Origin of the sequence: Klebsiella sp. 64 (assembly GCF_018223915.1) — a bacterium.
Lineage (GTDB): Bacteria > Pseudomonadota > Gammaproteobacteria > Enterobacterales > Enterobacteriaceae > Klebsiella > Klebsiella pneumoniae.
Map to the genome: position 1 here is coordinate 1 of NZ_JAGRQZ010000031.1, position 20,778 is coordinate 20,778.

Below are 20,778 nucleotides of genomic sequence, written 5' to 3' on the forward strand. Positions count from 1 at the left end.
CCACGACGGCCAGGGCGCCGGGGTGAAGAACTTTGATATCGGCGGCGTGCAGTTCGACGTGGCGGCGGTCTCGCAGGTGAAATCCTGTAGCCCGGAAGTGATGGCCGATGAGACCAACCCGTCGCGCATCACCTGTACCGGCAGCTCCGACACCGGCGACAACGGCCACTACGCGCTGACCACTAAAACCCACAACATCAAGGCCGGGCCGATCGACGTCGAGGTGTACGCCAACTACGGCTTTGACTCAAAGGCGGTGGACAGCGACGCGCGTCTCGAAGCCTGGCAGGGCGGCCTGGTGCTGAGCCACACCAACGACAGCGGGGTGAACAAGGTGATCCTGCGCTATTCCGACAACTCGGATAACAGCGTCTATAACAAAACCGACGACCTGACCACGGTCTACGCCAGCTTCGAGGGCAGCCATAAGTTCACCCAGCAGGCGCAGGTGGAATATCTGCTGGCCTTCCACGACTACGACAACGGCAAGGATAATACCGACAACCGTAAAAACTACGGTGCCATCGTGCGGCCGATGTATTTCTGGAACGACGTGCACTCCACCTGGCTGGAAGCGGGCTACCAGCGCGTGGACTACGACCAGGGCGGGGATAACCACGGCTGGAAGCTGACGCTGTCGCAGAACATCGCCATCGGCATGGGGCCGGAGTTCCGTCCGATGCTGCGCTTCTACGTGACCGGCGGCCAGGTGGATAACGAGCACACCGCGAAGGTAAACGGCACCCAGGACCAGCAGCTGGATTCGCTGAACGTCGGCGGAATGTTTGAGGCGTGGTTCTGATGCGATAGCGTTGTCGAAGGAGCGTTCCCGGCTGGCGCTACGCTTAGCCGGGCTACAACTGATGCGCTCCATTTATGCCGGATGGCGGCATCAATGCCTTATCCGGCCTACGTTCCTTCCTGCGGGACCCCACCCCAGGACCGGCAAGCGCAGCGCCGCCGGGCGGTCAGGCTCCATACCTGCGGTAGTGACGGATGGCGGCATAAATGCCTTATCCGGCCTACGTTCCTTCCCGCAGGCTCACACCCCAGGACCGGCAAGCGCAGCGCCGCCGGGCAGCTGGTTCAGGCCAACTCCCTCAGTTCACCGTCAGGCGCAGGGCCAGATCCTGCGGGTAGGGGTCAAAATAGTTCTGCGCCTGCAGGTAGCGATCCGGATACTCGGCCAGATAGTGCTTAAGCAGCGTCAGCGGGGCGAGGATCGGCAGCAGCCCGGCGCGATAGTTGAGGATCACCTCCCGCAGTTCGCCGCGCTGGCGGCTGTTCAGCTGGTCGCGGAAATAACCCTGAATATGCATCAGCACGTTGGTGTGGTTTTTCCGCGAGGCGGGCTGCTTGAGGATCGCCATCAGCTTCTCGCGGTAAACCTCGAAGAACGCCTCCAGATCCTCCCATTCATGCAGCGAGGCGACGAACGGGCCGATCTCCCGGTAGCCCGCCTGGTGATGAGCCAGCAGTTGCAGCTTGTAGCGGCTGTGAAAGGCCAGCAGACCGTGACGGGTCAGGCCGCGGGCGCGCAGGGCGTTGAGTTCATGCAGGGCGAAAACGCGCTCGACAAAATTCTCCCGCAGCAGCGGATCGTGCAGCCGGCCATCCTCTTCCACCGGCAGCCACGGGTAGCGCGCCATCAGGGCGCCGGTAAACAGCCCCACGCCTTCCTTACGCCCGCGATTGCCTTTTTCGTCATACAGCCGCACGCGCTCCATCCCGCAGCTCGGCGATTTGGCGCAGACGATAAAGCCCGACAGCTCACCCAGGGTTGCGAGGTGGGCGCTGGCGAAATCAGCCATCTTCTCCGTCACATCCTCATGCGGGGCGTGGCTGAAGCGCATGCGGATCTCCCCGACCGGGGTCTGCACCAGGCGGAGCGCCGGGCGGGGAACGGGCAGGCCGATCGCCATCTCCGGGCAGACGGGTTTAAACGCCACCCACTGCGCGAGCTCATCCATCACAAAGCCCATACGCTTATGCCCGCCGTCGAATCGCACGGCTGAGCCGGTTAAACATCCGCTGATCCCAATGACAGGTTGCGTGTTCATGGCGCTGTCCTCTCTTCTGCTGTGGTTCGGGTAAAGAAAAGGGTCACGGTGGCGACCGTAATGCCGAATTTCTTCATCTCGGTTTTGTTAAATAAATGGCTGCCGTCCTGCAGGAACATCCAGTCGTCAAAGTGCAGCAGCCACCGGCTGCCGCTGGCCTCGACGTTCATGCTGTAGCGCCAGTGAAAGGCATTGCCTGCCGCCTGGCCGCTGGCCACGCCTTCGATATCCCCGGCGGTGCCCTGATAACGGTTATCGCCGGTGCGGCGAATGCGCCATATCCGCTGCTGCTTCTCGCCGTCGTCATAGACAAAGCGCTCATGGAGGGTCAGGGTGTCGCCGACGACGTCGCCATCGATCTCAACATGGAAGCGGCGCAGCTGCTTGCCGCTGCGATCCTGCACCATCCCCCACGCCTCGGTTCGCCCCTGAAAATAGTGAAAGATGTCGAGGGCGGGCTGCTGCTGCCGGTACTCCGTGACCTCGGTGCTGCAGCCGGCGAGGATCAGCATCAGCAGCGCCAGGCCAAGGGTCAGAATGCGTTTCATGGTGTACCTCCGATCAACTGCTGACGCAGTTCGGGATAAGTGGTGCGCGGATCGAGCCAGATGGCGAGAAAGCGGGTGCTGAACGCCGCCGACTGGCGCGGGCCGAGCGGGGTAAAGGCGGTCTGCGCGGCGCTGGCGCGATACCAGAACTGCCCCTCGCCGCCGCTGACCACGAACGCCAGCTGGCTGCCCGGCGCGACGTCCGGCCAGATCCCCTGCAGCATGCGTAGCCAGGCTTCGCTGCGCGGTTCCTGCTGCAGAATGCCCTGCGCCTGCCACTGGTCGCGGGTGGCCTCCACCAGCGCCTCGCGATCGATGTCGCGCCGGTAGGTGATGATCAGCGCCCGATCCTGCTGCGGGCCGTCATACCGGCCATTGGGCGTACGCAGCTGCGAGTGATAGACGGTGAACGGCCCCCAGGTGAGGGTCGCCTCGCCGACGCGGCGCCAGGCCAGCCAGTCGGCGGCGTGGGCCGCCGGGGCGAGGGTGGTCAGCCATAGCAGTAACAGGGCGAATCTCATTTTTGCCTCCCCATCCCCAGATGGAACAGCAGCATGAGCACCAGCCAGCCGCAGGCCATGGCGGCCACGGCAAGCGCCATCGGCACCAGCAGGGTCATGGCTCCGAGGCGAGCGCCGATCAGGTAGGCCACCGGGCCGCCGACGGTGGCGGCCGTGGCCAGCACCCAGCCGGGAAGCGTCGCGGTGCGGGTCAGTCGGGTCCAGACGACGGCGAACATCAGCCACAGGGCCACCATCCACAGGGGCAGCAGGCTGTCGCCGCGAAAATCGATCAGCCCCGCCAGCGCCCAGCAGGCGTCCAGGCCGCAGCCCGCCGCGGCCAACAGCAGGGCGGGTGGACGACTGGCCGCCGGCAACCGCAGCCAGGCGAAAATGGCCAGCGTCAGCCAGATCAGCAGACCGCGCTCGCGCAACATCACCACCAGCGTCCAGTAAACATCGAACGCGAGGGCCATCAGCAGGTGCTGCGCCGGGCGTGTCATACCCGCTCCGCGGTGAGCTGCACCACGCTGATGGTGCGGGCGTTAAATCCGGCTTCGCAGTAGCCGAAGTAGTAGAGCCACATCCGGCGGAAGCGCTCATCAAAGCCGAGCTTTTCAATATCCTGCCAGGCGTGGGTAAAGCGCTGTCGCCAGTGCGCCAGGGTGCGGGCGTAGTCCGGGCCCATGTCGAACAGGTTGCGCACCACAAAATCGGTATGGCGGGTCATCAGCTCGCTCATTGCCGTGATGCTGGGCAAAAAGCCGCCCGGGAAGATGTAGCGCTGGATAAAATCGACGCTTTTGCTGTAGTCGCGATAGCGCTGATCCTGGATGGTGATCGCCTGCAGGGCCATTCTGCCGCCCGGGCGCAGGCGCGCCTGGCAGGTGCGGAAGAAGGCTGGGAGGTAGCGCTGGCCCACCGCCTCAATCATCTCCACCGACACCAGTTTGTCGTACTTGCCGCGCAGATCGCGGTAGTCGCAGAGCAGCACCTCGACGCGATCCTGCAGCCCGGCGCGGGCCATGCGCTCGGTAGCCCAGCGGTGCTGCTCCCGGGAAAGGGTGGTGGTGGTGACCCGGCAGCCGTAATGGCGGGCGGCGTACTCGGCCAGCGCCCCCCAGCCGGTGCCAATCTCCAGCAGATGATCGCCGGGAGTGAGCGCCAGCTGGTCGCACAGGCGCGCCATCTTGGCCCGCTGGGCCTGGGTCAGATCCTGCTGGTCGTCGGTAAACAGCGCGCTGGAGTAGAGCAGGTCGTCATCCAGAAAATGGGCATAAAATTCGTTGCCGAGGTCGTAATGGGCGGCGATGTTCTCCCGCGCCTGGGCGCGGGTGTTGCGGCGGGTCCAGTGGCGCAGGCGGGCGACGGGCTTGCCCAGCAGACGGAAGCCGCGCTCCAGACGCCCCAGCACCTCGCCGTTGCGCGCGAGGATCTGCAGCAGCGTCGTCAGCTGGTGGCTCTCCCAGTCGCCGTCCATCCAGGCCTCGGCCGCCGCGAGACTGCCGCCGGTTAGCAGACGCCAGTACACCTCCGGCGTGCAGACCCGCGCCTCAGCGCGCAGCGCGGCGGCGGGGTCGCCAAAATGAAAAGTCTGCGCCCCTTCGCGCACGGTGAGCGAGCCTTCGCGGAGGCCGCTCAACAGACGAAAGAGCAGCCAGCGCGCGAGCCGCACGTTGCGCGGCACATCGGGTTCAAGCGCAAAGACGGGATCGGTCATGAGCGTTCACTCCTGCTGACAGGATGGTTGTACAGCGGCACGCGCTTCAGCCACAGCCGCAGCGCCTGCCAGTAGATGGCGAGGACGGTTTTCAGGGTCATCATCGGCAGACGCAGCAGCAGCCCGCGCAGATTGGCGCGGGTTAACGGCACGCGGCTCAGGGCCAGCGTGGCGTCGAACACCTTGCTGGCCTGATGGTTTTCAATGTGCATGTGTAGCGTTTTGCCCGGCGCGTTGAAGCGCCAGTGATAGACCATGTCCATCGGGTTAAACGGCGAAACGTGAAAGGCTTTCTCCAGCGGGCGCGCCTGCTGGCCGTCCACCGCGTAGTAATGACGCTCATTCCACGGCGTGTTGCGCACTTCGGCCAGCACCCAGCGCAGGGTGTCGGCTTCGTCATAGCAGTAGTAAAAATTGACCGGATTAAAATGGAAGCCGAAGTAGCGCAGCTGGGTCAGGAGCATCACGCGGCCCGCCGGGCGGCAGCCGGTCAGGCTCTCCAGCCGGTTCAGCACCTGGGCCTTCAGCGGCGCGCCCAGCGGATAATCGGCGTCGTACCAGGCGGCGGCGGCCAGGCGGTTGCGACGGATGCCCGCCTCAGGCAACCTGTCCAGTTCGTCGAGGTCGAGCCAGGCCATAAACAGGCGGTAGACGAAGTGGTGCGCCTTCGGCTGCAGGCGACGGTGGCGCAGGACGCCCTGATAGAGGCAGCTGTTCATTTCAGTTGTCCTCCGCCGCGGCGATGCCCTGCACCACGTCGAGCGCACTGCGTACCCCGTCCTCATGAAAGCCGTTGTACCAGTAGGCCCCGCAGTACCAGCTCCGCTGCTGGCCGTTAATCTCTTCGCGCCGCAGCTGGGCCGACCAGCTTTGCGGGTTAAACAGCGGATGCTCATAGACGAAGCGCTGCCAGACGTAGCGATCGTCCACCGGCGCGTCCGGGTTCAGGGTGACGCAGAACAGCGGCGCGCCCGCGGGCAGCCCCTGGAGAATATTCATGTTGTAGGTGACGCAGGCCCGGGCCCGATCCCCGTCGCTCAGGCGATAGTTCCAGCTGGCCCAGGCGCGCTGGCGCTCCGGCAGCCAGCGCGGATCGCTGTGCAGCACCACCTCGTTACGCTGCCAGCCGATGTCCCCGAGGACTTCTCGTTCGGAATCGGTGGGCGCCGCCAGCATCGCCAGGGCCTGCGCGGAGTGGCAGGCGAAGATCACCTGGTCAAAATGCGCCTCCCCGGACGCCAGCCGCAGGGTGACCCCCGCCGGGTGGCGGTCCACCTGCTGCACCGGCGCGTTGAGGCGTAGATCCAGGCGATCGCCGAGCCTGGCGAGCAGGGCGCGAACGTATTCCCGGGAACCGCCGGGCACCACGTACCATTGCGGGCGATCGCGAATATCCAGCAGACCGTGGTTTTCAAAGAAGCGCAAAAACAGCGGCAGCGGGAAGCGACGCATCTCCTGCAGCGACGACGACCAGATGGCCGCCCCCATCGGCAGAATATAGTGGCGGGCGAAGAAGGGGCTGAAACGGTGGCGGGTGAGGAAGCTCTCCAGCGTCGCGCCTGGATCCAGCGCCTCGGTCAGCGCCAGTTTCGCCAGCCGGTTGAAGCGGACGATCTCGCTCAGCAGTCCCCAGAAGGCCGGCTTCAGCAGATTGCGCCGCTGGGCGAAAAGCGAGGTCAGGCTGTGGCCGTTGTATTCCAGGCCGCTGGCCGGGTTGTGGACCGAGAAGCTCATCTGCGTTTTTTGCCCGCCGATCCCCAGCTCGCTGAGCAGACCCATAAAGCGCGGATAGGTGCGATCGTTGTAGACGATAAATCCGGTATCGATGGCCCAGGTGCCCTGCGGCGTGGCGACATCCACGGTGGCGGTGTGGCCGCCCGGCGTGGCGCCCGCTTCGAACAGCGTTACCTGATGGTGTCCGGCCAGTCGCCAGGCGCAGGTCAGCCCGGCGATGCCGCTGCCGATGATGGCGATATTCATGAGCGCACCATCCTGCGCAACAGCAGGCGCTGGATACCCGATGGCAGACTGGCCAGCAGACGCAGGGCCAGGCTGAAACCGGTGGGGAAGGCGATGTGGTTTTTGCCCTTCGCCAGACCGTGGCGGATCGCCGCCACCGCCCGATCCACGCTCACCCGGCCGGGCATGGCGAAGTCGTTTTTGCGCGTCAGCGGGGTGTCGACGAAGCCCGGAGAGACCACCGTGACGGCGACCCCTTTCGGCTCCCAGTCCAGACGCAGGCTATTGGCAAACCAGCTCAGCGCCGCCTTGGAGGCGCCATAGGCTTCCGCGCGCGGGAAGGGCAGCCAGTGCGCCATGGAGCTGACCAGCACCACCCGATCGCCAGCCTCCAGCTGCGTCTGCAGCGCCGCCAGGCAGTTCACCGGCCCGAGGAAGTTGGTGGCCATCACCCGCTCCACGAGGGCGGCATCCACCTGTCCGTGGTCGAGGTATTCGCAGGTCCCGGCGCAGAGAATGATCAGGTCGGCAAAACAGCCTGTCAGCGCCTGGCGACAGGCGTCCCTGTCTGTCATATCGAACAGGCGTACGCTGATGTTGGGGCTGAGCTGCTGGAGCGCTGCCAGGCGCGACGCATCGCGCCCGCAGGCGATGACCAGATGGCCATCCGCCGCGAAGGATTTCGCCAGGCCGGCGCCGATCCCGGAGCTGGCGCCGGTGATGAGCACCGTCATCATGAGCGCACCCTCCGCTTCACGCCGCGCACCGCCCAGCCCAGCAGGGGAAGATGCTCGTAGATCATCTCCCCGGCGTCGTAGTAGTCGCGCTGATGGAGAACCTGCTCCCCGGCGATGTCCACCACCGAGCAGCCCGGCAGGGCCAGGGTTTCTCCGCCGGCAATGCGCGGATGCGACCAGTGCATGGTCCAGGTCACGGCGAACCGCTGGCCGTCGCAAAGCGGCGTGTCGATGGTGAACCGGCACTGCTCCACGTTGGCCAGCAGATGGGTAAAGTAGCGCTGAATGGCGAACAGCCCCTGATGCTGACCAAAAGGATCGCTCAGCGTCGCGTCCGGATGGTACAGCGTGGCCAGCGCCGCGGGCGGCTGTGCATCCAGCCCGGCGTAGTACTCAACGAAACGACGAATCACGGACGGCGAGGTGCTCATGGATCACATCCTGGCTAGATACGGTAGCGTAATGGCATACTTAAAACTTACACAAATAAAATTATTTGTCCAAGTTTGTAGAAAAATATATTTTATTTGTGTTAAAAATCATGTTGTTATGATTGGTGTTTTAAGGAGTGAAAATCGCGGGTGGCGCAAAGGGCAAGCGTGAGCCCGCCGCGCCACCGGGTGCTGGCGGAACAGAGCGTGGAGGTAAGTGAAAACAGGGGGTTAGAGCGGGATCACCTCGAGGGAGACGACCTGCTGCTGCCAGAGTTCGACCTGCCTCTGGCGGGCAGCGGAGAGTTTGCCGCTGGTGACCAGCAGCCAGTTGCGCTGGGGAAAAATCTCCGGCGCCAGGGCGGCGGGAGGCACCGGCAGGACGTCGATGCGATGGCCCTGGCCGGTACGTTTGAGCGCCTCAAGCCAGATTTCGCAGGCGTCGGTCAGGTGCCAGCCGGTGATCAGAAAGTTGTCCCCGGGCGCCTTCTTGTCGCCTTCGAGGCAAAACGAGGTATAGGCGATGATGATGCCGTCGAGAATTTCGCGCAGCGTCATGATGGCCGGCACGTTGGCGGAGACCTGGCTGCGCAGCGGACGCAGCACTTCGGTTACCAGCTCCTGGCGCGGATATTCGCGCCCGGCGTCGTAGATCAGCTGGCGCAAGGACTCGATTTTTCCCTCTTTCAGCCGCTGCAGCATGGTCTCCTGCAGCGTCAACCAGTTATTGGTGCGCCGCGCGCCGGGGCGCGACAGCAGGGGTTTCACCTGGCTGACCGGCACCCCTTTTTTCACCCAGTCGAGGATCTTCAGCGCCTGCTGGACGTCGTCATCGCTGTACAGACGGTGTCCACCATCGGTGCGCAGAGGCTTAAGCAGGCCGTAGCGGCGCTGCCAGGCGCGAAGCGTGGTCGCATTTATCCCGCATAGTCGGGCAAATTCGCCGATGGAGTAAGGCATGGAGGCCACCTGTTAACAAAGAATATTCTCAATATACTACGAATCACGACGGCTGGCGTGAAGTGTAGTGGCTTTGCACTACACTTTCCCCAACCGCGTAAATGAAAGGAGTTCTCATGAAGCTATGGCCTGTTGTCACTGGCGTCGCTATCGCGTTAACCCTGGTGGCCTGTAAATCGCCCACGCCGCCGAAAGGCGTTCAGCCGATTAGCGGGTTTGACGCCAGCCGTTACCTCGGAAAATGGTATGAGGTCGCTCGCCTGGAGAATCGCTTCGAGCGAGGCCTGGAGCAGGTGACCGCCACCTACGGCGCCCGCAGCGATGGGGGGATCAGCGTCGTCAACCGCGGTTATGACCCGGTCAAAAAACGCTGGAATGAGAGCGACGGGAAAGCCTATTTCACCGGCGCCCCCACCACCGCGGCGCTGAAGGTGTCGTTCTTCGGGCCATTCTACGGCGGCTATAACGTGATCCGCCTGGACGACGACTACCAGTACGCGCTGGTCAGCGGCCCCAACCGTGACTATCTGTGGATCCTGTCGCGCACCCCCACCATTCCGGCGGCGGTGAAGCAGGATTACCTGAATACCGCGCGCGAGCTGGGCTTTGACGTCGATCGCCTGGTGTGGATCCGCCAGACGCCGCGCTAGCCTCGCCGCTTAGCGGCTGAGCAGATGGGTATAAACCACGTACAGCCCGGCCAGCGCCGCCACGTTGAGCGCTACGCTGATGAAAAACCGCGTCCGGAAGGGCTGCTTTTGCGTTTTATGGCGAAAGCACTGCTGGCCGAGGATGGCCCCCGGCCAGCCTCCCGCCAGGCCCAGCACCAGCAGCGTGGTTTCCGGCACCCGGCGCCAGGCTTTGCGCGCCGCCAGCTTGTCGGCGCCATAGATAAGCCATGTCAGAAGGCTGCTCAGTAAAAACCACATCGCCAGCGGGTAGGGCAGCAGGGCGCTGCCCACGGCGGTGAGCAGCAGCAGGGAATAACATACCAGGTTCAGATTCATAGGGACGTTCACGCCGGCCAGAAGAATGGCGCCACTATAGCCAATTTCCCGGACCGGCGTAAACGCGGCGGGCTATTGGCTACGCTTGCCCCGATGCCGATACAGCCACATCAGCTTATACGCCGCCGGAATGATAAACAGCGACAGCAGCGGGGCGGTGATCATCCCGCCAATCATCGGCGCGGCGATACGGCTCATGACTTCCGAACCGGCGCCGGTGCCCCATAAAATCGGCAGCAGGCCGGCGATAATCACCGCCACGGTCATCGCCTTCGGCCGAACGCGCAGCACCGCCCCCTGGTACAGCGCCTCGTCGAGCTTATCGACGCTGAAAGTCTGCGGATTCTCCAGCGATGGCTCGGCCTCGATGGCGTGGCGCAGGTACATCAGCATCACCACGCCAAATTCTGCCGCCACCCCGGCGAGGGCGATAAAGCCGGTACCGGTGGCCACCGACAGATGGAACCCCATCCAGTAGAGGAACCAGATCCCGCCCACAAGGGCGAACGGCACGCTGGTGATAATCAGCAGTGCTTCGCCGACGCGGCGGAACGCCAGATACAGCAGCACGAAGATAATCATCAGCGTCATCGGTACCATCAGCTTCAGCTTCTGATTGGCGCGCTCCAGCAGCTCAAACTGCCCGGAGTAGGACACACTGATGCCCGGCTTCAGCTTCACCTCCTTGCCGATGGCCTGCTGCAGATCGTGCACTACCGACACCATGTCGCGGTCGCGGGCGTCGATGTAGATCCAACTGGTCGGGCGGGCGTTCTCGGTCTTCAGCATGGATGGTCCGGTGACCACTTTCACCTCAGCCACGTCGCCGAGGACGATCTGTTGCTTCAGCGGGGTGAGGATCGGCAGCTGGCGCAGGGTCTCCGGGCTGTCGCGATAGCTCTGCGGGTAGCGGATGTTGATCGGATAGCGCTCGACGCCCTCTACCGTTTCGCCAACCATCGCCCCGCCGATGGCGGACGAGACGAACAACTGCACGTCGCCGACGGTCATCCCGTAGCGGGCCGCCTTCTCACGATGAATATCAATGTTAAGGTAGCGCCCGCCGACCAGCCGCTCGGCTAATGCCGAAGTGACTCCCGGCACGCTGCGCGCCACCACTTCAATTTGCCCGGCGATGGCGTCGATATCGGCCAGGTTGGTGCCGGAAACTTTAATGCCAATCGGGCTCTTGATGCCGGTGGAGAGCATGTCGATGCGGTTGCGGATCGGCGGCACCCACAGGTTCGCCAGTCCCGGCAGGCGCACGGTTTTATCCAGCTCCTCGACGATCTTCTCCATGGTCATCCCCGGTCGCCATTGATCCTGCGGCTTGAGCTGAATGGTGGTCTCCACCATCTCCAGCGGCGCCGAGTCGGTGGCGGTTTCGGCCTTGCCGGTTTTGCCGAACACCCTTGCCACTTCCGGCACCGTCATGATCAGCTTATCGGTTTTCTGCAGCATATCCGCCGCCTGCGCAGCGGAGATCCCCGGCAGCGTGGACGGCATATACAGCAGATCGCCCTCGTTGATCTGCGGCAGAAACTCGCCGCCGACCCGGTTAAGCGGCCAGGCAACCGTCAGGATCGACAGGAGCGCAATCAGCAGGGTAGTCTTCGGCCAGTGCAGGACCTTCAGCAGCAGCGGGTGATAAATGCGGATCAAAAAGCGATTCAGCGGATTGCTGCTCTCCGCCGGGATCCTGCCGCGGATCCAGAAGCCCATCAGGATCGGGATCGCCACGATCGCCAGCAGCGCCGCCCCGGCCATCGACCAGGTTTTGGTGAAGGCCAGCGGGCCGAACAGTTTGCCCTCCTGGCCTTCGAGGGTGAAAATCGGGATAAACGACAGGGTGATGATCAGCAGGCTGATAAACAGCGCCGGGCCGACCTCCACCGAGGCCTCGGTAATGATTTTCCAGCGTGTGTCGTTGCTGAGCTTCTCTCCCGGGTGCTGATGTTCCCACTCCTCCAGCCGCTTATGGGCGTTCTCAATCATCACGATGGCGGCATCGACCATCGCTCCCACCGCAATGGCGATCCCGCCCAGCGACATGATGTTGGCGTTGAGCCCCTGGAAATGCATCATGATAAAGGCGAAGCACAGGCCGAGCGGCAGCGAGATAATTGCCACCAGCGCCGAGCGCACGTGCCACAGGAACAGGGCGCAGACCAGGGCGACGACGATAAACTCTTCTAGCAGCTTGTGGCTGAGGTTGTCGATGGCGCGGTCGATAAGCTGGCTGCGGTCGTAGGTGGTGACCACTTCAACCCCTTCCGGCAGGCTGCTTTGCAGCGACGCCAGCTTCGCTTTGACCGCGGAGATCACTTCGCGGGCGTTCTTGCCGGAGCGCAGGATCACCACGCCGCCGGCCACTTCGCCTTCGCCGTTAAGCTCGGCGATTCCGCGGCGCATCTCCGGGCCGATCTGTACCCGCGCGACGTCGCCGAGATAAACCGGCACGCCGTTATCCCCGGTTTTCAGCACGATATTTTTGAAGTCGTCGAGCGTCTGCAGGTAGCCGCTGGCGCGCACCATATATTCGGCTTCCGCCAGTTCGACGGAAGAGCCGCCCGCCTCCTGGTTAGAGGCGTCCAGCGCCGATTTCACCTCGCCGAGGCTGATGCCGTACTGGGTCAGCTTCATCGGGTCGACGACAATCTGATACTCCTTGACCACGCCGCCCACCGACGCCACTTCCGAGACGTTAGGGATGGTTTTCAGCTCATATTTTAAGAACCAGTCCTGTAGGGAGCGCAGTTCGGCGAGGTCGTGCTTGCCGCTGCGGTCGACCAGCGCGTACTCGAAGACCCAGCCGACGCCGGTGGCGTCCGGGCCCATTTCGGCGCTGACCCCGGCGGGAAGTTTGCCCTGTACCTGGTTGAGATACTCCAGCACCCGCGATCGCGCCCAGTAAGGATCGGTGCCGTCTTCAAAAATCACGTATACGTAGGAGTCGCCGAATTGCGAGAAGCCGCGAACCGTTTTGGCGCCGGGGACCGACAGCATGGTGGTGGTCAGCGGCCAGGTGACCTGGTTTTCGACGATCTGCGGCGCCTGTCCCGGATAGCGGGTTTTGACGATCACCTGTACATCAGAGAGATCCGGCAGGGCGTCTACCGGGGTGTGGATGATGGTCCAGGTTCCCCAGATGCTGAGAAACAGCGCCGCCATCATCACCAGGAAGCGGTTGGCCACCGAGCGGCGGATAATCCATTCAATCATGGTTCCGTTCCTTAGTGCGCGTGGGCGGCAGAGGCCGCGGCATCAGGGGCCTGCGCGCGCATGCGCTCCAGCGCGCCGGCGATATTGGCCTCCGAGTCGATCAGGAACAGGCCGCTGGCGACGACTTTCTCACCCTCCTGCAGCCCGCTGCGAATGGCCGTGACGCCGGCGGATTCATGGAATACCTGCACGATTTTCGGCACGAAGCGGCCCTCGTTATCCACGGTAATCACTCGCTGCTCGCTGCCGCTGTCGATCAGCGCTTTGGAGGGGATTAGCAGCATCGGGGCGCTTTCGCTGGTCAGCTGCAGGTAGGCGTTCATCCCCGGCTTCAGCGCTTCATCCGGGTTGTTGACCTGCAGGCGCAGCTGCAGGGTGCGGGTGGCGCTATCGACGCTGGGGAGAAGGGTCCATTTGCTGATGCGGAAGGTTTTGCCCGGCCAGGCGGGAACCTGAATGCTGAACTGCGAGGCGTCTTTAATCAGCCAGGCGATGGATTCCGGGACCGCCACGCTGACCCACACCGGATCCATGCCCTGAATTTTCGCCACCACGTTATCTTTGGCGATGTTCATTCCGGCGCGCAGATCGAAGGCGGTAATAACGCCATCGATCGGTGCTTTGAGAGTAAAGCGGGTCTGGATTTTACGCGTGGCTTTCAGGCGGCGGATATCGTCATCCGGCATTCCGGCGAGACGTAGACGCTCGAGGATCCCCTCGACCTGCGTAGCGGTGCCCCCGGTCTCCTGCAATAGCAGATATTCGCTCTGCGCTTCCACCCAGTCCGGGATGGTCAGCTCGAGTAACGGCGTGCCTTGTTTCACTTTGTCGCCGACGGTCAGCGGATAGACTTTATTGATAAAGCCCGCCGCCCGCGCCTGCATAATCACATACTGGTACTCGTTATAGCTGATATTGGCCGGGAAGGTCTGAGCGTAGCGCAGCGGCCCGCGGGTGACGGCGACGGTTTTCACCCCAAGATTCTGGGTCTGCGTCGGGTCGATACGCACCCCCGGCGCACCGGCGGCGGCATGCTCCTCATCGGCGTATTTCGGCACCAGATCCATATCCATAAACGGCGATTTACCCGGTTTATCGAAGCGGGTGTTCGGGTACATCGGATCGTACCAGAACAGCACTTTACGCTGCTGCTCGGCCGCCGGAGCGGCAGAGTGGGTCGGAGCCCATCGGGCGTACAGCGCCGCGGTAAGCGCGCCGCCAATCAGCATGCTGCCGAGGATCAACGCCGTATTTTTAAGTGTCAGGGATGCCATGTGTCGTCCATTCAGTTGTTGAGGGGCCTACCGTCGCCGGGCCGTTATTGGGCGCGGATATCCTGTAACAGCGACAGATTGCCCTGCTGAATGAAGGTGAAGTCCACGCTGTCGCCATCCTTCACATTGTTGAGCTGCGTCTGCGGGGTGATGGTGAAGCGCATGGTCATCGGCGGCCAGTTCACCGCCGGGATGGCCTCGTGGGCGATAGTGATTTTTTTGTTATCCATATCAATAGCTTTGATGACGCCTTTGCCGCTGATGCTTTGCGCCTGCGCGGCGGCGGGCTGCTCGTGCATCGCCATGCCGGCATGCGGGTCGGCGGCCTGGGCGGCGAACACTGCGCCAGAGAGCAGGGTGAACAGGGCGATTTTAGACAGTGAATTCATAATCAAGACTCCTCGGGTTATTCCATCCAGCCGCCGCCGAGAGCGGTGAACAGGGTGATTTCATTTGCCTGACGGGAATAGTTGAGTTCCAGCAGGGTTTGTCGGGTGGTGAAAATATCGCGCTGGGCGCTCAGGACTTCGATATAGCTGACCGCACCGTGGCGATAGAGCGCAGTGGCGCGCTGCAGGGTGATATTCAGCGAGGCGAGATAGCGCTCCTGCGCGGCAATTTGATCGGCCAGGCTCTGGCGCAGGGCCAGCGCGTCGGCCACCTCTTTAAAGGCGGACTGGATTTTTTGTTCATAGTTGACCACCTGCTGCTGCTGGCGGATCTCCGCCAGATCGAGGCTGGCCTGATTACGCCCGGCGTTGAAAATCGGCAGTTCGATTTTGGGAATGAAGTTCCACATCGCGCCGCCAGCGTTAAACAGGCTGGAGAGTTCGCTGCTGCTGCCGGAGAGCGAGCTGGTCAGGGTGATCGACGGGAAGAAGGCCGCCCGCGCGGCGCCGATGTTGGCGTTGGCCGCTTGCAGGCTGTGTTCGGCCTCTAAAATATCCGGCCGCTGCAGCAGGATCGCTGAGGAGAGCGATGGCGGCAGGGTTACGCCTTGCAGGTCCACGGCGCTGCTGGCGCTATCGTCCGGCAGATGTTGATAGCTGCCGAGCAGCAGTTGCAGGGCGTTATTGGCCTGCGCCAGCTGGCCCTGACGTTTGGCGATATCGGCGCGGGTGCTTTCGATCATGCCGCGCGCCTGTTCCAGCGCCAGCACGGTGGTGCTCCCGGTCAGCAGCTGTTTTTCAACGAAGGCGTAAGACTGCTGATAGTTCTGTAAGGTATCGTTGGCCACCTGCAGCTGCGCTGCCGCCAGCCGCTGGTTGAAGTAGCTTTGTGAAACGTTAGCAATCAACAGGATATGCACTGCGCGCCGTGCCTCTTCGCTGGCGAAGAAGTTCTGTCGGTCGGCCTCGCTAAGGTTTTTCAGCCGGCCAAAGAAATCGAGGTCGTAGCTGAGGTTTAAGCCGGCGGCATAATCGCTGCTGGTGGTGGTGTCGCCTTTGAGCTTGCCGCCATAGGTGGTGCTGCCGTCACCGTTAAGCTGCGGGTAGCGGTCGGCGTCGGTTACCCGGTACTGGGCGCGGGCTTCCTGCACTTTCAGCGTCGCCATCCGTAGATCGCGGTTGTTGGTCAGCGCGGTGCTAATCAGGCTTTTCACCTGCGGGTCGACGAAAAAGGTGCGCCAGCCGGTCTCTTGATAGCCCACTTTCGCAGTAACCAGCTTGTTCTGGCTGAGAGAGAACTGCTGCGGTACCGGCGCTGCGGGGCGCTGGTAGTCCGGAGCGAGCGACAGACAGCCGGTTAAGGCAAATATCACGCTGAGGGTAAGTAGCTGTATTGAACGCATGGCGGCAGACGGTTTCGACGATTTATCCATGGCGGCTACTTTACGTAGCGGGCTCTGTTCAGGGCGTGACGGGAAAATGACAAAGCTGTCATTTTCCTGATATTTCATTGCTATCCGGAGGCGCTCCTCTAAAATTGAATACCCGCACAAAGCGCGCGTGAAGGAGCCTGCCGTGAAGATTTTGATTGTCGAAGATGAGAAGAAAACCGGAGAGTACCTGACCAAAGGGCTCACCGAGGCCGGCTTCGTCGTCGACCTGGCCGATAACGGCCTCAACGGCTATCACCTGGCGATGACCAGCGATTACGATCTGCTGATCCTCGACATCATGCTGCCGGATGTGAACGGTTGGGATATCGTGCGCATGCTGCGCGCCGCCGGGAAAGGCATGCCGATCCTGCTGCTTACCGCGTTGGGCACCATTGAGCATCGGGTGAAGGGGCTGGAGCTGGGCGCTGACGACTATCTGGTAAAACCGTTCGCCTTTGCGGAGCTGCTGGCGCGGGTGCGTACTCTGCTGCGCCGCGGGGCGGCGGTCATCGTCGAAAGCCAGTTTCAGGCGGCCGATCTCAGCGTCGATTTGGTCAGCCGCAAGGTGACGCGCGGCGCCACCCGCATCACCCTGACCAGTAAGGAATTCACGCTGCTGGAGTTCTTCCTGCGTCATCAGGGCGAGGTGCTGCCGCGGTCGTTAATTGCCTCGCAGGTGTGGGATATGAACTTCGACAGCGACACTAACGCCATTGACGTGGCGGTGAAGCGGCTGCGCGCCAAAATTGATAACGACTTCGAGCCGAAGCTGATCCAGACCGTGCGCGGCGTAGGCTATATGCTTGAGGTGCCGGATGGCCGCTAAGCGCCCCTTTTCCCTGGCCACCCGGCTGACCTTCTTTATTAGCCTCGCCACCATCATTGCTTTCTTTGCCTTCACCTGGATCATGATCCATTCGGTGAAGGCCCACTTTGAAGAGCGCGACGTTCACGATCTCAGACAGCTCAGCACCACCCTGGAGACGGTCCTCGACCACGCCGACTATCCGCAGGCGCGGCGTCTGGAGATCGTGAAGAATATCATTGCGGGCTACGCCAACGTCTTCATCTGCCTGGACGATGGCCAGGGCAATATTCTCTTCCAGTCGCCCAACGGGCCGGATCTCAGCCATATGCTGAGTACGCCGGGGCTGGCGATGCAGCTCCGCGACGGGAATGTGATTTCATGGACCGACCCGCAGCCGCGGGCAATGGCGCACGATAATCATCCACTGGAGACCCGCGCCTGGCGGCTGATCATGCTGCCGCTGGGCAAGCAGGCGGACGGTAAACCGGCGTACCACCTGCTGATGGCCTTATCCATCGATTTTCACCTGCACTATATTAATGAGCTGAAAGCGAAGCTGATCTCCGCGGCGTCGATAATCAGCCTGCTGATCATCGCCATCGTGCTGTTTGTGGTCTACCAGGGGCATAAGCCGATCCGCCAGATCAGTCGCCAGATCCAGAATATTACCTCGCGGGATCTCGATGTGCGCCTTGACCCGCAGGCGGTGCCTGTCGAGCTGGAGCGGCTGGCGCTGTCGTTTAACCATATGCTGGAGCGCATAGAGGATGTCTTTACCCGCCAGTCCAACTTCTCCGCCGATATCGCCCATGAAATCCGCACGCCGATCACTAACCTGGTGACGCAAACTGAAATCGCCTTAAGCCAGAGCCGCAGCCAGCAGGAGCTGGAAGAGGTGTTGTATTCCAATCTCGAAGAGTTCTCGCGGATGTCGCGGATGGTCAGTGATATGTTGTTCCTCGCCCAGGCGGATAATAACCAGCTGATCCCTGAGCAACAGGCGCTGGATCTGGCCGAGGAAGTGCATAAGGTGTTTGAGTTTTTCGAGGCGTGGGCGGAAGAGAAAGCGGTGGCGCTGCGCTTTGTCGGTAGCCCCTGCCGGGTGACGGGCGATCCGCTGATGCTGCGGCGGGCAATCAGCAACCTGCTGTCGAATGCGATCCGCTACACGCCGGCCGGCCAGGCGGTGACCATCCAGTTGAGCGAAAGCGCGGAGACGGTACGCCTGGTGGTGGAGAACCCCGGTACGCCGATTGCCGCCGAGCATCTGCCGCGCCTGTTTGACCGATTCTATCGCGTCGACCCCTCGCGCCAGCGCAAAGGGGAGGGCAGCGGCATCGGCCTGGCGATTGTGAAATCGATTGTCGGAGCCCACCACGGCAGCGTGGCGGCGCAGTCCGATCTGCGCTCGACGCGGTTTATTGTGGTGTTGCCGAAATAGGCGCAATCCGCGAGTGATAGTTGAGTATGTGGCTTTCTGTCGCTATATTAAATGTACGGAAAATAACCGTACATGAAGTTTGCAACAGGCCGGAGATAACGTATGCCCGCACTTAAAAAGCAGCGTATAGATTTGAGATTAACCGATGATGATAAGAGCATCATCGAGGAAGCTGCGGCAATTTCGAATCAGACGATTACCCAGTTTGTGGTTGCCAGTGCCTCAGAACGTGCTGCGGAAGTGATTGAGCAGCACCGCAGAATGGTCCTCAATGAGCAATCATGGAGCCTGGTGATGGAGGCGATTACCCAACCGCCAGCCCCGAATGATCGACTGAAACGTGCAGCGAAGCGTCTACAAACCAGGTAAGGTAGAGCTAATGGAGCAGCAACTGACGATTGAGATGATTGCCGATGCGTTCAGCTACGATATCACTGGATTTGATTGCGGCGAGGAAGCGCTGAATACGTTTTTAAAAGAGCACCTCAAGCGGCAGCACGATGGACAAATCTTAAGGGGTTATGCGCTGGTCTCCGGGGATACCGTTCCCAGGTTGCTGGGTTATTACACCTTATCGGGGAGTTGTTTCGAGCGAGGCATGTTGCCGTCTAAAACTCAGCAAAAGAAAATCCCGTATCAAAATGCGCCAAGCGTAACCCTCGGGCGGCTGGCCATTGATAAATCTGTTCAGGGGCAGGGCTGGGGAGAGATGTTGGTTGCCCATGCGATGCGAGTGGTGTGGGGAGCGTCTAAAGCCGTTGGCATCTACGGATTGTTTGTTGAAGCCCTTAATGAGAAGGCTAAAGCATTCTATCTTCGTCTGGGGTTTATACAGCTCGTGGATGAAAATAGTAACTTACTGTTTTATCCGACCAAATCGATTGAACAGCTCTTTACTGACGATGAGTCATAAAAGAAACCGGGCAGCGCCAGGCGGCTGCCCGCAGTATCGCGACTCTCTTACTCTTCGAAGTACCAGTAGCCCTGATTAATCAGCCGCGTCAGTTCGCTCACGAACGCCGGATTCTGCAGGCCGCTGCCGAGCTCTTCCTGGCCTAATGAGGTATAGCGACACAGCGCATCCAGCGCTTCGGCATCGGTGGTGTCGAGTTGTTCGCTATGCACGAAGAAGCTGTCGCCGATATGCAGAACGCGCAGGCCGCTCAGGCGGGAAAGCTTTTCACCACCCAGCAGCGCATCGACCACTTCCTCTTCTTCATACGGTGGTTCCGCCGGCGCAATATCCAGCTCGTGACGCGGGGTGGTGACGAAACTGCCGAACCACTGCTTGAAGTCTTCCGGCTGGCGAATCATATCGATCATCATGGTGCGCAGACGTTCGAGTTCATACTCTTCAACCCGGCCCGGATGCTCGCGGCAGGTGAGGTCCGGATCGCTGTAGTGCTCGCCGCCGAGATCGTTCTCCAGCACATAGTCGGCGAAGCTGCTGATCAGGTCGCGGCTGTTTGGCCCGCGGAAGCCGACGGAGTAGTTCAGGGCGGTTTCGTGGGTTATGCCGTCGTGCGGGAATCCCGGTGGAATATAGAGGATGTCGCCCGGCTGCAGATCTTCATCAATGATCGGTGGGAACGGATCGACGTGCAGCAGTGCCGGATGCGGACAGAACTGACGCATCGGCAGCTTGTCACCCACGCGCCACCGGCGGCTGCCCATGCCCTGAATAATAAAGACGTCATACTGATCGATATGCGGGCCGACACCGCCGCCGGGGACGGAGAAGGAGATCATCAGGTCGTCCAGGCGCCAGTCCGGCAGTACGCGGAACGGGCGCACCAGCTCGGCGGCCGGCATATGCCAGTGGTTTACCGCCTGGGCCAGCAGGGACCAACCGGTTTCGCCCAGCCCGTCGAAATGTTCAAAAGGACCATTGCTGGCCTGCCATTTGCCGTTTTTCAGGCTGACCAGCCGGCTGTCGACTTCCGGCTCCATGGCTAATCCGGCCAGCTCGTCCGGAGTAATCGGGTCGACGAAGTCCGGAAACGCGTTTTTTAATACCACCGGCTGTTTCTGCCAGTATTTTTCTAAAAACTCGGGCCAGTTAATGTTGAGTTGATAAGCCATCGATTATTACCAGTAAGAAGAAACGGGCCTGATTATAGAAATGAGGGCCGGGCGGGCGCATTGTCGTGGGTCAAGAGTGGTGCTTAATTCACCATCGGCGCGATAATGGCGTTGGGTAAGAGAGAAAAATCACATTTTTGCCAAAAACCGATCTTAGCGTAAATTGCGCTGCAGGCCGCATGAACACTGGGATTGAGCCTTTAATGG

22 protein-coding genes are annotated in these 20,778 nt (G+C 61.6%); 6 read left to right on the forward strand and 16 right to left on the reverse strand.

All coding sequences use genetic code 11. From position 1 onward, the window contains the following. On the forward strand, window positions 1-802 hold an 802-nt coding region (locus KHQ23_RS20120), incomplete at its 5' end, for a carbohydrate porin (protein ID WP_080876958.1). Window positions 803-1,100: 298 nt separating this feature from the next. On the opposite strand, the gene KHQ23_RS20125 is transcribed toward KHQ23_RS20120, so the two are convergent. From KHQ23_RS20125 to KHQ23_RS20170, 10 genes are all read right to left on the reverse strand, one after another. After that, window positions 1,101-2,060: a DUF523 and DUF1722 domain-containing protein gene (locus KHQ23_RS20125; RefSeq protein WP_004178436.1), complete on the reverse strand. Its 960-nt coding sequence runs from the start codon at window positions 2,058-2,060 to the stop codon at window positions 1,101-1,103. After that, a complete protein-coding gene (locus tag KHQ23_RS20130; RefSeq protein WP_015959356.1) occupies window positions 2,057-2,608 on the reverse strand; it encodes a DUF3833 domain-containing protein in 552 nt (183 codons plus the stop codon). The genes KHQ23_RS20125 and KHQ23_RS20130 overlap by 4 nt, the downstream gene beginning before the upstream one ends. After that, window positions 2,605-3,129 carry a hypothetical protein gene (locus KHQ23_RS20135; protein WP_032421997.1) on the reverse strand — a complete coding sequence of 175 codons (525 nt, stop codon included), beginning with the start codon at window positions 3,127-3,129 and terminating at the stop codon, window positions 2,605-2,607. The genes KHQ23_RS20130 and KHQ23_RS20135 overlap by 4 nt, the downstream gene beginning before the upstream one ends. Then, window positions 3,126-3,611 carry a DUF2878 domain-containing protein gene (locus KHQ23_RS20140; protein WP_032421998.1) on the reverse strand — a complete coding sequence of 162 codons (486 nt, stop codon included), beginning with the start codon at window positions 3,609-3,611 and terminating at the stop codon, window positions 3,126-3,128. Before KHQ23_RS20140 ends, KHQ23_RS20135 begins: the two co-directional genes overlap by 4 nt. Further along, window positions 3,608-4,828, reverse strand: coding sequence for a cyclopropane-fatty-acyl-phospholipid synthase family protein (locus tag KHQ23_RS20145; protein WP_032422000.1), 1,221 nt, complete (start codon window positions 4,826-4,828; stop codon window positions 3,608-3,610). The genes KHQ23_RS20140 and KHQ23_RS20145 overlap by 4 nt, the downstream gene beginning before the upstream one ends. Further along, entirely contained in the window at window positions 4,825-5,547 is a 723-nt protein-coding gene (locus KHQ23_RS20150) for a DUF1365 domain-containing protein (protein WP_004178444.1), read from the reverse strand. The genes KHQ23_RS20145 and KHQ23_RS20150 overlap by 4 nt, the downstream gene beginning before the upstream one ends. Before the next feature lies 1 nt (window position 5,548). After that, window positions 5,549-6,808, reverse strand: coding sequence for an NAD(P)/FAD-dependent oxidoreductase (locus tag KHQ23_RS20155; RefSeq protein WP_032422002.1), 1,260 nt, complete (start codon window positions 6,806-6,808; stop codon window positions 5,549-5,551). Further along, window positions 6,805-7,524 carry an SDR family NAD(P)-dependent oxidoreductase gene (locus tag KHQ23_RS20160; protein ID WP_004222355.1) on the reverse strand — a complete coding sequence of 240 codons (720 nt, stop codon included), beginning with the start codon at window positions 7,522-7,524 and terminating at the stop codon, window positions 6,805-6,807. Before KHQ23_RS20160 ends, KHQ23_RS20155 begins: the two co-directional genes overlap by 4 nt. Then, window positions 7,521-7,955, reverse strand: a complete 435-nt coding sequence (locus tag KHQ23_RS20165; RefSeq protein WP_002887256.1) for a nuclear transport factor 2 family protein — start codon at window positions 7,953-7,955, stop codon at window positions 7,521-7,523. Before KHQ23_RS20165 ends, KHQ23_RS20160 begins: the two co-directional genes overlap by 4 nt. A gap of 231 nt (window positions 7,956-8,186) precedes the next feature. Continuing rightward, window positions 8,187-8,915, reverse strand: a complete 729-nt coding sequence (locus KHQ23_RS20170; protein ID WP_002887258.1) for a MerR family transcriptional regulator — start codon at window positions 8,913-8,915, stop codon at window positions 8,187-8,189. A 116-nt stretch (window positions 8,916-9,031) separates the two neighbouring features. Between KHQ23_RS20170 and KHQ23_RS20175 the strand changes: the two genes are divergently transcribed. Continuing rightward, complete coding sequence (locus tag KHQ23_RS20175; protein WP_002887259.1) at window positions 9,032-9,565, forward strand: lipocalin family protein; 534 nt, start codon at window positions 9,032-9,034, stop codon at window positions 9,563-9,565. A gap of 9 nt (window positions 9,566-9,574) precedes the next feature. Here KHQ23_RS20175 and KHQ23_RS20180 read toward each other — a convergent pair whose 3' ends face one another. The 5 genes from KHQ23_RS20180 to KHQ23_RS20200 form a co-directional block, all read right to left on the reverse strand. After that, window positions 9,575-9,922: a DUF1294 domain-containing protein gene (locus KHQ23_RS20180; protein ID WP_004177568.1), complete on the reverse strand. Its 348-nt coding sequence runs from the start codon at window positions 9,920-9,922 to the stop codon at window positions 9,575-9,577. A gap of 72 nt (window positions 9,923-9,994) precedes the next feature. Further along, window positions 9,995-13,144 (reverse strand): CusA/CzcA family heavy metal efflux RND transporter, encoded by a 3,150-nt coding sequence (locus KHQ23_RS20185; protein ID WP_016946717.1) that lies wholly within the window; start codon window positions 13,142-13,144, stop codon window positions 9,995-9,997. Between the two features lie 11 nt (window positions 13,145-13,155). After that, window positions 13,156-14,418: an efflux RND transporter periplasmic adaptor subunit gene (locus tag KHQ23_RS20190; RefSeq protein ID WP_004186840.1), complete on the reverse strand. Its 1,263-nt coding sequence runs from the start codon at window positions 14,416-14,418 to the stop codon at window positions 13,156-13,158. Window positions 14,419-14,462: 44 nt separating this feature from the next. Beyond that, window positions 14,463-14,807 (reverse strand): cation efflux system protein CusF, encoded by a 345-nt coding sequence (gene cusF, locus KHQ23_RS20195; RefSeq protein WP_211776971.1) that lies wholly within the window; start codon window positions 14,805-14,807, stop codon window positions 14,463-14,465. 17 nt (window positions 14,808-14,824) lie between these two features. Then, window positions 14,825-16,210: an efflux transporter outer membrane subunit gene (locus tag KHQ23_RS20200; protein ID WP_026005908.1), complete on the reverse strand. Its 1,386-nt coding sequence runs from the start codon at window positions 16,208-16,210 to the stop codon at window positions 14,825-14,827. 172 nt (window positions 16,211-16,382) lie between these two features. Between KHQ23_RS20200 and cusR the strand changes: the two genes are divergently transcribed. From cusR to kacT, 4 genes are all read left to right on the forward strand, one after another. Next, window positions 16,383-17,066, forward strand: a complete 684-nt coding sequence (gene cusR, locus KHQ23_RS20205; protein ID WP_002887273.1) for a copper response regulator transcription factor CusR — start codon at window positions 16,383-16,385, stop codon at window positions 17,064-17,066. Next, window positions 17,056-18,489, forward strand: coding sequence for a Cu(+)/Ag(+) sensor histidine kinase (locus tag KHQ23_RS20210; protein ID WP_004186848.1), 1,434 nt, complete (start codon window positions 17,056-17,058; stop codon window positions 18,487-18,489). The genes cusR and KHQ23_RS20210 overlap by 11 nt, the downstream gene beginning before the upstream one ends. 102 nt (window positions 18,490-18,591) lie before the next feature. Then, complete coding sequence (kacA, locus tag KHQ23_RS20215) at window positions 18,592-18,858, forward strand: type II toxin-antitoxin system antitoxin KacA (protein ID WP_002887278.1); 267 nt, start codon at window positions 18,592-18,594, stop codon at window positions 18,856-18,858. A 10-nt stretch (window positions 18,859-18,868) separates the two neighbouring features. Next, the gene (gene kacT, locus KHQ23_RS20220; RefSeq protein ID WP_004178461.1) at window positions 18,869-19,402 is read left to right on the forward strand and encodes a type II toxin-antitoxin system toxin KacT; all 534 of its coding nucleotides are present in this window, start codon (window positions 18,869-18,871) and stop codon (window positions 19,400-19,402) included. 47 nt (window positions 19,403-19,449) lie between these two features. On the opposite strand, the gene KHQ23_RS20225 is transcribed toward kacT, so the two are convergent. Beyond that, on the reverse strand, window positions 19,450-20,571 hold the full coding sequence (locus KHQ23_RS20225; protein WP_004186850.1) for a cupin domain-containing protein: 1,122 nt from the start codon (window positions 20,569-20,571) through the stop codon (window positions 19,450-19,452). Window positions 20,572-20,778: the final 207 nt, after the last annotated feature.